This window comes from Pseudomonas sp. RL_5y_Pfl2_69 (assembly GCF_963970465.1).
GTDB lineage: Bacteria > Pseudomonadota > Gammaproteobacteria > Pseudomonadales > Pseudomonadaceae > Aquipseudomonas.
This window is the reverse complement of sequence record NZ_CAXAOU010000007.1, coordinates 155,674-168,070: the sequence shown is the minus strand read 5'-3', so window position 1 is coordinate 168,070 and position 12,397 is coordinate 155,674. Positions and strand designations below refer to the sequence as shown.

Here is a 12,397-nt window from a genome sequence, read left to right as displayed (position 1 = left end):
AAAACAGCCGTCTGCAGTGCACTAACCCAGTCAACAAGGAGCAAGTTGCATGACTCGAATAGCCAAGTGGTTACCTCCGCTAGCCTTGGTAGCGGCTTCAGTGATGGCGCTGTCTGCCACCGCTGTTGGCGCTGAGAAGCCCAACATTCTGGTGATTTTTGGCGATGACATTGGCCAGTCCAATATCAGTGCCTATTCCATGGGTGTGGTGGGCTACAAGACCCCCAACATCGACCGGATTGCCAAAGAAGGCATGATGTTCACCGACTATTACGCGGAGAACAGCTGCACCGCCGGACGATCATCATTTATCACCGGCCAGACTCCGTTGCGAACCGGCCTGTCCAAGGTCGGCATACCGGGGGCGCCGGTGGGCCTGCAAAAACGTGATATCACCATCGCCCAAGCACTCAAGTCCCAGGGCTACGCCACTGCACAGTTCGGTAAAAACCACTTGGGCGACCGCGACGAATACTTGCCGACCAATCATGGCTTTGACGAGTTTTTCGGCAACCTGTACCACCTCAATGCCGAGGAAGAACCCGAGCGCCCTTACTGGCCCAAAGATGATCCTGCCTTCGTCAAGGCCACCTCGCCCCGTGGTGTGATTCACAGTTTCGCCGACGGCAAGATTGAAGACACCGGCGCCCTGACCGCCAAGCGCATGGAAACCATCGACGACGAAACCACCGCGGCAGCGCAAGCGTTCATCGAAAAGCAGGCCAAGGCCGACAAGCCTTTTTTTGTGTGGATGAACACCACGCGCATGCACGTCTTTACCCACGTGCGCGACTCGATGAAGGGCCAGAGTGGTATGCCCGGCAACGAGTACGCCGATGGCATGCTTGAGCATGACGGCGACGTCGGCAAACTGCTGAAAACCCTCGACGATCTCAAACTCACCGACAACACCATCGTGGTCTACACCACCGACAACGGGCCGAACCAGTTCTCCTGGCCGGACGCGGCTACCACGCCGTTCCGTAACGAGAAGAACTCCAACTGGGAAGGTGCATTCCGCGTCCCTGCGATCGTGCGCTGGCCGGGCAAGATCAAGGCCGGTGAAGTGAGCAACGAAATGTTCTCGGGACTGGACTGGTTCCCGACCCTGCTGGCGGTGGCGGGCGATGCCGATGTCAAAGACAAGTTGCTCAAGGGTTGGGCCCCGGTGGCAGGCGGCACCGACTTCAAGGTGCACCTGGACGGTTTCAACCAGCTGCCGTACCTGACTGGCCAGCAACCCAAGGGTAATCGCAACGAGTTCTACTACTTCAACGATGACGGCATGCTGGTCTCGATGCGTTTCGACAACTGGAAAGTGGTGTTCTGCGAACAGCGCGAACCGGGCGGCTTCAAGGTCTGGAGCGAGCCTTTCGTGTGCCTGCGGGTGCCGAAAATCTTCAACCTGCGCATGGACCCGTTCGAACGGGCTGACGTGGTCTCCGATCAGTATTACGACTGGAGCACCAAAAACGTCTACTTGAACGAACTGGCAATCATGAAGGCTGCCAACTTCCTCGAAACCTTCGTCGATTACCCGCCTAGCCAGAAGCCGCCCAGTTTCAGTATCGATCAGGTACGCGCAGCGGTAGACGCCAAGATTGCGGAAAAAATGAAACATCAGCCAGCACAGTAAACCTGCCTTTGTGGGAGCGGGCTTGCCCGCTCCCACACGGGATCACGACTCATCCCCGAACTCCTTCCGCACAAGGCCCCCGCGCAATGCCGTCACCCTCCCCGACCCGCCGCACGACGCCGTTAATGCCTGCCTTGCTGCTCTTTATCTCTGGAACTGCAGCCCTGATTTACCAGGTGCTGTGGATCAAGCAACTGTCCCTGGTGATCGGTGTCGAGGTGTACGCGATCACCACCGGCATCAGTGCCTTTTTCGCAGGCCTTGCCCTGGGTGGGCTGCTGTTCGGGCGCTTTGCCGACCGGCTGGCCAAACCTTTGCTGCTCTATGCAGGGCTTGAGGTGGGCGTGGCGCTACTGGGGATTGCAACCACCCTGGGGCTGAGCCTTGCAGCAGCCCCCTTCGCCTGGCTTGAGCAAAAAGTCGGCCTGCTGGCCTGGCTGCTGCCCCTGTTGCTGGTAGGCCTGCCCGCATTGCTGATGGGCGGCACCCTGCCGGTACTGGTCCGCGCACTGGCGGCTGAGCCCCGGCAACTGGGCCAGGCCGGTGGCCGCCTGTACGCCGCCAATACCGCCGGGGCAATTGTCGGCACGCTGCTTACCGCCTTTGTGCTGATTGCCACCCTCGGCGTGCGTGGCAGTGCCTGTGCCGCTGCCTTGCTGAACGTGACAGCCGCCATTGGCGCATTGATCGTACAGCGTCGTTATCCGGCTCCCCTTGCCACCACCCCGTCGACGCAACCCTCACCGGCCCGGTTGGCGATGGTGCTGTACGCGATTGCAGGCGGTGTGGCGCTGGGCTACGAAGTGGTCTGGTCGCAATCGATCGTGCAATTCATGAGTACTCGCACCTACGCCTTTGCCGTGGTGCTGGCGACCTATCTGACCGGCTTGTTTGTCGGCAGCTGCCTGATGGCGCGCCGGGTCGATCGCCTGCGCGATCCCTGGGGCATTTTTGCCTTGCTGATCGCCGGGGCCGGGCTGGTCGCCCTGCTGGAAGTCGCCCTGCTCGGGCGCTGGCTGATCCTGCTGCAAACCCGGGTCGAAACCCTGGTGCTGGAGTTGGGCTTCACTGCGCTGGTGGGCATGAGCGCCCGTTTTGCGGTGGCGGCGCTGAGCATCGTGTTTGTCCCCACAGTGCTATTGGGCGCAGCCTTCCCGGTGGCATTACGCCTGTGTGTGGGCCCGGACCGGGTCGGGCGAGATGTCGGCGCGGTCGTCGCCTTCAATACCCTGGGCGGGATTGTCGGCGTTGCACTCTGCGGCTTTGTGCTGATCCCTTTGCTGGGGCTGGTGCGTACGCTGGGCCTGCTGGCACTCATCGCTGCAGCGGTTGGGTTTATCGCGGTACGCCAGGGTCACGGGGTTAAAAAAGGTCATCGCCAAGGGGTCATTGCGCTAAGCATTACAGCGCTGCTGGTGGCCTGGCTGACCCCGGTCGACCGCATCGCCGAGCTGCTGCCAGGGGCACGCAACGGCGAGCTGGCGTTTTATGAAGAAGGCCGTGGCGGCACCGTCGCCGTGGTGACTCAAGGTAAAGGCGAGCGCCTCTTCCACCGCCTGTATATCCAGGGCGTATCCAACACCGGCGATGCCATGCCGTCCCTGCGCTACATGCGCATCCAGGCCCTGCTGCCATTACTGATCCACAACGGCGAGCCACGCTCGGCGCTGGTCATCGGTTTCGGCACTGGGATTACCGCCGGTGCCCTGCTGAGTTATCCGGCACTGGAACACCGGGTGGTGGCCGAGTTGCTGCCTTCGGTGGTCAACGCCTCTACGTTGTTCAAGGGCAACTTCGGTGCTGCTGCCAGCCCCGGCCTGCAGGTGCGTTTGCGCGACGGGCGCCAGGAACTCCTGCGCAGCAACCAGCGTTACGACCTGATCACCCTGGAGCCGCCACCACCGTCCGCTGCGGGGGTGGTCAACCTGTATTCCCGGGACTTCTATCAACTGGCCGCGCAACGCCTGGAACCTCAAGGGATTGTCGCGCAATGGCTGCCGCTGCCGACCCAGAACATAGAGGACTCGCGCTCGCTGGTGCGCAGTTTTCTTGACGTGTTCCCGTACGCGACGCTCTGGAGCAGCGAGTTTCACGAAATGCTGCTGGTCGGCTCCCTGCAGCCGATTGAACTGGACGCCGCACGCATCAACGCCCGCTTCGAGCAGCCAGGGGTGCGCAGTGCCCTGCAGGATGTGGGCGTCGCTTCGGCGGCGGCCCTGCTGGCGACCTGGGTGACAGATCGTCAGGGGCTGGAACGTTTTGCTGCAGATGCGCCTGCCGTCACGGACGATCAACCACGCATCGAGTACGCTCCCTGGGTACGCTCCAAGGAAATCAGCCGGGTACTCCCGGCGTTGCTCGATCTGCGCCGCCCCGCACTTTTGCTCAACGCCGAGCCCGGGTTTGTTGCGCGCATGAATGACCATCAGCAACGTCTGATGCAGTTTTACCGCTCAAGCCTGCATGCCTACGATGGCGACCGCGAGGCATGGGCCAGGGATATCCGCGAAGTGATGCGCGGTGATGGCGCCAACCCCTATTACCGCTGGTTTGTCGGTGAACGCTAAAGCCATTTGGATACGGAAGTCGCAATGCCCAAAACTAAAACTATAAAAGCTGCAAACCAACCTGATTCGCGCCCTACCCTGATGAGCCGTTACCTGTTACCCGTCAGCGCGGTCCTGTTGCTGTTGGTGCTGGGCGGGCTGTGGTTTTATCTCAACCGCCCGGCCCCGGTCGTGACGCCGGTGCTTGAGCACAAGGCGGTGGCCACGGCCCCCGTGGTCAGGCACATGTCCCCTGCGCAGATGGTCGACGAACAACAGTGCCAGGGCTGTCACAGCGCCCAGGCCAAGGACTGGCAAGGTTCCCATCACCAGTTGGCCATGCAGGGGGCCGACCCGCAGACCGTGCTGGCCGATTTCAACAATGCCACGTTCAAGGGCGAAGGCGAAAACACCCGGTTCTTTCGCAAGGGCGATGAGTTCTGGGTCAATACGCCGGGACCTGAAGGCAAGGCTGGCGACTTCAAGGTCGCCTACACCTTCGGCATTGCGCCGTTGCAGCAATATCTGATCGAAGTCAGCGACGGCAGGTTGCAAGCCCTGGGCGTGGCCTGGGATACCGAGAAAAACCGCTGGTTTCACCTTTATCCGGGCCAGGGGGTGGACTTCAAGAATCCATTGCACTGGAGCAAGCCCAGCCAGAACGCCAATTTTATGTGTGTGGAGTGCCACACCACCGGCTACAAGCGCAATTTTGACGCCGCGACCAACCGCTTCAACAGCCAGTGGAACAGCCTCGGCGTCGGTTGCCAGGCCTGCCACGGCCCGGCCTCCAATCACCTGCTGGCAGTGACTGACAAAACCGGACTGCCCCACAGCGGGTTTGACGTCGACCTTAAAAACAAGGACGCCACCAGCGAGATCGAAACCTGCGCCCGCTGCCACGCCCGACGTGCCCCGCTGGGAGATGGTTTTACCGTGGGCAAACGCCTGATGGACGACTATCTGCCCAGCGTGTTGAACCGCGAACTGTATGCACTGGACGGCAAGATCAAGGATGAAGTGTTTGAACACGGCTCCTTCGCGCAAAGCAAAATGTTCGACAAGGGTGTGCGTTGCAGCAATTGCCACAACCCTCACAGCACTCAATTGAAAGCGCCGGGCAATGGTGTGTGCCTGCAATGTCACAACAGCGCAGGCAAGGCAGCGGTTGCCGGGATTGACGACAAGGGGCTGCAAGCCAAGCGCTACGACTCGACCGAACACCATCGCCATACCGAAGGCCAGCCGGGCTCGCAGTGCGTGGATTGCCATATGCCCGGCAAGCTCTACATGGGCAACGATTTCAGGCATGACCACAGCTTCAGCATCCCCCACCCGGTACGGGCCAAAACCCTCGGCACCCCGGACGCCTGCCTGACCTGCCATCAAGGCAAGGCGCAAGACACGGTGACTGAACAGTTCAAGCTCTGGACAGCCCATGAAGGGCCACAGGCCGCCCGTTACGACGAAAGTTTAGGATTGATTCGCGGCGGCAAACCCGGTGCGGCACAAGCGTTGTACGAGCAATTGCGGCGCGGCAACCTGCCGGCCATTCAACGGGCAACCTTGTTGGCAGAACTGGCGAACTACCCCAGTGAGTCCGCCTTGAAACTGGCCACCAGAGACTTGAACAACTCGGCACCTCAAGTGCGTGAAAGTGCAGTGCGGGCGGTCAGCGCCTTTTTGCCTGCAACCGAACGCGTCACCTTGCTCGGCCCGCTATTGAGTGACAGCGTGCGGGCGGTGCGCATCATCGCCGCCCGTAACGTGCAAGGGGCTGCGCGTAACGGCCTGGGGGCATATCAAGGTGCCTGGGACAGCGCCATTGCTGAATACGAAACGGTGCAATTGAGCCTGGCCGAACGGGCCGAGTCCAACCTCAACCTGGCCATGCTGTATCAGGCCAGTGGTCGCAATGCCGAGGTTGAACCCAAACTGCGCGCCGCCCTGCTGCGTGACCCGGACTTCTTCCCTGCGGTGGTCACGCTGGCCCAGTGGCTGGAAGCCAGTGGCCGCAGTGCCGAGGCGATGGCCTTGCTCAGCGACACAATCAAGGCGCACCCGCAAACAGCACTGCTGCAACACAGCGAGGGGCTGGCGTTGATTCGGGCGGGCCAGCCCAAGCAAGCCATGTCAGCCTTGCAGCAGGCCGTGACACTGGAACCTGACAACGCCCAATACCGTTATGTGCTGGCAGTGGCATTGCACCAGAACGGTCAGGTCGGGCCGGCGTGTGATCACATGGAAGAACTGCTCAAACGCCAACCGGCATTTCGCGATGCGCGGCTGGCGTTGATCCAGTTTTACCTCGACAGCGGCCAGGAGCCCAAGGCACAGGCGGTACTGCAGGCATGGAAAAAGATCAACCCTGAGGACGTGGCGTTGAAATGAGTCGTCGTAAACTCAGGCGTTAAACCTGGCTATGCTCCTCAGCGGCTACAGTGCGCCCATCCTGTAGATACTCTGTTGCCAGCCGACCTGCTCAGAGAAATGTGCTTCGCTAAAGAGATCGGCCTGCAGGCCGACTCGGCGGGCAGTTGATCTTGTTTATGCACTGGTTTTTTGATCTGCATGCCCTTCTTGGCGTCCGCTGCAAGGAGACGGGTCCAGTTTTAGCGCCAACATACAAGATGGTTGTGACATGTTGAATGTGTTGGGTTGGGTTGGCGATTGCAGCCTGCATAGAAAAACACCCCAGTGCAGGGTTTTACGACGGCTGCGTCTACAGGATTCGTCGGCTATCCCTCTACGTAGCAGTTGACGAGTAGAACGAGGCTACGTTCGATCGCGCAGCGGTCGCAAAACCGGTACACGCGCAGTGCCTGATTAACCGTGCAAGCCGATTCCACGAGTGCTACGTCGCAGTGGCGCACCAAGCCCAACGCAGCCTCGCACGGCTCGTCAGCTGCTACGGATATCGTCACCCATCCCGCGTGTAGCCGCTGACGAGTAGAACGAGGCTGCGTTCGAGCGCGCAGCGGTCGCAAAACCGGAATACGCGGTTTACCTGATAAACCTGGGAGGCTGATTTTACGACGGCTACGCCGCCGATCGCAGCCTCGCACAGCTCGTCAGCTGCTACAGATCGTGAATGCATCCCACCGACCAGGCCGGCCGGTCGGCCGCCTCAGCGGGCAGTGCTCTTGATCTGCCCGCCCCTTCGGGAGGCCGAGAGGAGGTTCTGCGTAGTGGGTCGACCGGCATGGATGCCGGGAGAGCCGTGTTGGGCCAGGGATGGCCCGTCACGGCGGGCCCACGGAGCGGGACCGGAGCGAGGGACACCTGAGCGCAGCGAAGGCCGTACGCAGGGGCGAAAGCGCTTTGGTTACTTTGCCGCTTTTGCAAAGTGACTCGCTGTAAGAGCGAAACCATCATTTCAGTTAACCGCGGATGCCGGATATGTACCCCGTGTGCCAGTTGTTTTGCGATGCACCCGCACCTATGTCGAGTACATATCCATTCGATATGTCACGACTTTCTACGGGTTCCGCCCTTACGGCGGGTCACTTTTTCCAGACGCCGAAAAAGTAACCAAAAAGGCTTGCCCTACCATACGGCCGCCTCGCTCAGGCTCGGTGGTTCCCTCACTCCGGCACTGTTATGGGGGCACGCCGCGACGTCCTGCCGCGCCACCCCCATAACAGCACCTGCGTTCGGCCTTCTGTGATGGGCATTCGCGTCGTCTGGACATACGTGTGGCTCCAGCAAAAGCAAAAGCAAAAGCAAAAGCAAAAATGCTTCGCAGACGCCACAGAACCTTGCGCAAAACTTTTAAGCGCCAACATACAAGCCGCTGACGAGTAGTGCGAGGCTACGTTCGAGCGCGCAGCGGTCGCAAAACAGGTACACGCGCAGTGCCTGATTAACCGTGCAGGCCGATTTCACGACTGCTACGTCGCGGTGGCGCACCAAGCCGAACGCAGCCTCGCACAGCTCGTCAGCTGCTACAGATCGTGAATGCAACCCACCAACCAGGCCGGCCGGTCGGCCGCCTCGGCGGGCAGTGCTTTTGATCTGCCCGCCCCTTCGGGAGGCCGAGAGGAGGTTCTGCGTAGTGGGTCGACCGGCATGGATGCCGGGAGAGCCGTGTTGGGCCATGGATGGCCCGTCACGGCGGGCCCACGGAGCGGGACCGGAGCGAGGGACACCTGAGCGCAGCGAAGGCCGTACGCAGGGGCGAAAGCGCTTTGGTTACTTTGCCGCTTTTGCAAAGTGACTCGCTGTAAGAGCGAAACCATCATTTCAGTTAACCGCGGATGCCGGATATGTACCCCGTGTGCCAGTTGTTTTGCGCAGCGCCCGCACCTATGCCGAGTACATATCCATTCAATACGTCACGACTTTCTACGGGTCCCGCCCTCACTCCGGCACTGTCATGGGGCCACACCGCGATGGGCCATGGATGGCCCATCGCGGCTCTGGACGGCTACAGCATGTATGCATAATTCACCTCCCCGCCATCCGCTCCAGGCTGTTGCTCAAGTGCAGCAGCATGGCGGCGCGGGCGGCGTCGGGGTCCTGTCGGCGAATGGCACGCAAGATCGCCTCATGCTCCAGCACCGCCATTTGACCCAGCTTCATCAAATCGGTGTCGCCACGCTCCTCGGCGTCAATCCGTGTGCGGGGGATCACGGAACGCCCGAGCTGGGAAATGATGTCGGTGAAATAGGTATTGCCCGTGGCCTGGGCGATCAGGTTGTGGAATCGCTGATCGGGTTCGACGCTGCTGTCGTTATTGGCCAGTGAACTCTGGTAGTCATCCAGCGCCTGACGCATTTGCAGCAGTTGGCCCTCTGTTCGGCGCCTTGCCGCCAACGCTGCGGCTTGTGTCTCCAGCCCCATGCGCAACTCGATGATGCCGCGCACGCTGTGCGCAGTATCGCGCTTGAGGTGAATGCCCTGGCGCTGATCGCGCTCCAGCACGAAGGTGCCGATCCCGTGCCGGGTTTCAACCAGTCCCGAAGCCTGCAATTTCGAGATCGCCTCGCGCACGACCGTACGGCTGACACCATGCTCACGCACGATGGTGGATTCGGAAGGCAGCTTCTCTCCAGGAGCCAGTTGGCCCAGCAGGATTCGCTGAGTGAGCTCGGCCACGATGTCGTGGGCCAGGCCAGGGGAACGCTTGCGGGTCGATGCGCCTTGCGGGTCTTGCATGGGAAACCCCCTTCAGAGATGGCAGCCTGATATTAGCAGGCTCACACACCTCAACATGTATGACAACCTATCTTTTGATCGGTAAATACCGCCCCACTAAACCTGGCGCTTGCTTCGGTTCGCCTCAAAAATCCTCCAGCAAACAACTCTCAAAGCGCTCTAAACAGGGAAAAAACCTGTTAAATGCATTTAAAACCCGTTTTTTATAACTTATCGGTTTGTTACGAGGCATTGCGATGACAAAAGTCAACTCGTATGATGTCCGTCAACCGAAGGCGCATCCTCCGGCACATATCACCCGCATAACAATAATCAGTGGGGCTTCGACTTGTGAACACTTCCAGCAATCCGTCTGCTGCGCACGCCAACGACCCCGTACTGGCGCGCGCGATCCAAAAGGTGAAGAGGCATGTGCTGCCGCTCTTCGTCATCATGTTTATCGTTAACTACATTGACCGCGTAAACATCGGCTTTGTGCGCACCCACATGGAGCACGACCTGGGTATTGGCGCAGCCGCCTATGGCTTCGGTGCCGGTCTGTTCTTCATCGGCTACGCGCTGTTTGAAGTGCCGTCCAACATGCTGCTGCAAAAAGTCGGCGCCCGTATCTGGCTGACCCGGATCATGTTCACCTGGGGCATCACCGCAACCCTGATGGCCTTTATCCAGAACGAAACCCACTTTTATATCCTGCGCTTTCTGCTCGGCGTGGCCGAAGCGGGATTCTTTCCAGGAGTGATCTACTACTTCACCCGCTGGCTGCCTGGCGCCGAGCGTGGCAAGGCGATTGCCATCTTCCTCAGCGGTTCGGCACTGGCGTCCCTGATCTCGGGCCCGTTGTCCGGCCTGCTATTGCAAATCACCGGCATGGGCCTGCATGGCTGGCAGTGGATGTACATCATCGAAGGCATGGTCTCGGTGTTTTTGTGCGGCTTTGTCTGGTACTGGCTGGACTCAAAGCCCCATGACGCCAAATGGCTCAGCCGTGAGGAACAAGACGCCCTGGTGAACGAGATTGACCGCGAGCAGCGCGAGCGGGATGCCGTCAACATCGTCAAACCGAGCATGCTCAAGCTGCTCAAGGACCGCCAGATCATGCTGTTCTGCGCGATCTATTTCTGCATCCAGCTGACCATTTACGCCGCGACCTTCTGGCTGCCCAGCATCATCAAGAAAATGGGTGACCTGAGCGACATGCAGGTGGGCTTTTTCAACTCGATCCCGTGGCTGATTTCCATTATTGCCATGTATGCGTTTGCGTCACTGGCCAGCCGCTTCAAATACCAGCAGGCCTGGATTGCGACGGCCCTGCTGATTGCCGCCCTGGGCATGTTCCTGTCGACCACCGGCGGCCCGATCTTTGCGTTTATTGCCATCTGCTTCGCCGCCATCGGTTTCAAATCGGCATCGGCGCTGTTCTGGCCCATCCCCCAGGGTTATCTGGATGCACGCATCGCGGCAGCCGTGATCGCACTGATCAACTCCATCGGCAACCTCGGCGGATTCGTTGCGCCCACCACTTTCGGTTTCCTGGAGCAAACCACCGGTTCGATCCAGGGCGGGCTCTATGGCCTGGCCGGTACATCGATCATTGCGGCAATCATCGTGTTCTTTGCCAAGACCAAACCCACCCCCGCTACTGCGACCCCCGCCGCCCTGCAACCTGCCTGACAAGGAACAGACAATGAACGCCGAACATCAACACCACGCCACAAAAGCCCCGATCGTCACCAGCCTGCAGGTTATCCCGGTGGCCGGTCATGACAGCATGCTGCTCAACCTCAGCGGCGCCCACGGCCCTTTCTTTACCCGCAATATCGTTATCCTCAAGGACAGCAGCGGCAATGTCGGCGTTGGCGAAGTGCCTGGCGGTGAACGCATCCGCGAGACCCTGGAAGACGCACGCAACCTGGTCGTGGGCCAGCCCATCGGCAACTACCAGAGCATTCTCAACGCCATGCGCACCACCTTCGCCGCCCGTGACTCGGCGGGTCGTGGCCTGCAGACTTTTGACCTGCGCATCACCATCCACGCCGTCACGGCAATGGAGGCAGCCCTGCTCGACTTGCTCGGTCAGTTCCTGGAAGTGCCAGTGGCAGCCCTGCTTGGCGAAGGCCAGCAACGGGATGCGGTCAAGATGCTCGGCTACCTGTTTTACATTGGCGATCGCCAACAGACCGATCTGGCCTACCGCGATGAAGCCGAGGCCGATGACTGGTTCCGTCTGCGCCATGAAAAAGCCCTGACCCCGCAAGCCATCGTCCGCCTGGCAGAAGCGGCTCAGGCCAAATATGGCTTTAACGACTTCAAGCTTAAAGGCGGCGTGCTGCGCGGTGCCGAAGAGATCGAAGCGGTCACCGCACTGGCCGAACGCTTCCCCACTGCCCGCATCACCCTGGACCCCAATGGCGCCTGGTCACTCAAGGAGGCCGTGGCCCTGTGCCGCGATCAACACCGCGTACTGGCCTATGCCGAAGACCCCTGCGGTGCCGAAAACGGTTACTCGGGACGCGAGGTGATGGCCGAGTTCCGTCGCGCTACCGGGCTGCCCACCGCCACCAACATGATTGCCACAGACTGGCGCGAGATGGGTCACGCCATTCAATCCCAGGCCGTGGATATTCCCCTGGCCGACCCGCACTTCTGGACCATGCAAGGTTCGGTACGCGTCGCGCAAATGTGCCACGAGTGGGGCCTGACCTGGGGCTCGCACTCCAACAACCACTTTGATATTTCCCTGGCCATGTTCACCCAGGTCGCGGCCGCCGCACCGGGAGAAATCACCGCCATTGATACTCACTGGATCTGGCAGGATGGCCAGCGCCTGACCCGCGAGCCGCTGAAAATTGTCGACGGTCACATCAAGGTTCCGGCCAGACCCGGCCTGGGCGTGGACATCGACATGGACGCCGTGGCCAAGGCCCACGAACTGTACAAAGGCATGGGCCTTGGCGCACGGGACGATAGCGTCGCCATGCAGTACATTGTTCCGGGCTGGAAATACGACAACAAAAAACCCTGTCTTGTGCGCTGAGCACCCCACAGCGCACTTAGCACT

General features: G+C 60.4%; 6 protein-coding genes. 5 read left to right on the top strand and 1 reads right to left on the bottom strand.

The features are described from left to right. The first annotated feature begins 49 nt into the window (after positions 1-49). The 3 genes from AACY07_RS14125 to AACY07_RS14115 all read left to right on the top strand — a co-directional run bounded on the left by AACY07_RS14125 (position 50) and on the right by AACY07_RS14115 (position 6,573). Positions 50-1,636 carry an arylsulfatase gene (locus tag AACY07_RS14125; protein ID WP_339475400.1) on the top strand — a complete coding sequence of 529 codons (1,587 nt, stop codon included), beginning with the start codon at positions 50-52 and terminating at the stop codon, positions 1,634-1,636. Positions 1,637-1,722: 86 nt separating this feature from the next. Continuing rightward, on the top strand, positions 1,723-4,203 hold the full coding sequence (locus tag AACY07_RS14120; protein WP_339475398.1) for a fused MFS/spermidine synthase: 2,481 nt from the start codon (positions 1,723-1,725) through the stop codon (positions 4,201-4,203). A gap of 24 nt (positions 4,204-4,227) precedes the next feature. Further along, a complete protein-coding gene (locus AACY07_RS14115; RefSeq protein WP_339475395.1) occupies positions 4,228-6,573 on the top strand; it encodes a tetratricopeptide repeat protein in 2,346 nt (781 codons plus the stop codon). Positions 6,574-8,628: 2,055 nt separating this feature from the next. On the opposite strand, the gene AACY07_RS14110 is transcribed toward AACY07_RS14115, so the two are convergent. Then, on the bottom strand, positions 8,629-9,339 hold the full coding sequence (locus AACY07_RS14110; RefSeq protein ID WP_133077590.1) for an FCD domain-containing protein: 711 nt from the start codon (positions 9,337-9,339) through the stop codon (positions 8,629-8,631). A gap of 330 nt (positions 9,340-9,669) precedes the next feature. On the opposite strand from AACY07_RS14110, the gene AACY07_RS14105 reads away from it, so the two are divergent. Both AACY07_RS14105 and gudD read left to right on the top strand, forming a co-directional pair. Beyond that, the gene (locus tag AACY07_RS14105) at positions 9,670-11,010 is read left to right on the top strand and encodes an MFS transporter (RefSeq protein ID WP_339475393.1); all 1,341 of its coding nucleotides are present in this window, start codon (positions 9,670-9,672) and stop codon (positions 11,008-11,010) included. Positions 11,011-11,023: 13 nt separating this feature from the next. Beyond that, complete coding sequence (gene gudD / locus AACY07_RS14100) at positions 11,024-12,373, top strand: glucarate dehydratase (protein WP_133077588.1); 1,350 nt, start codon at positions 11,024-11,026, stop codon at positions 12,371-12,373. Positions 12,374-12,397: the final 24 nt, after the last annotated feature.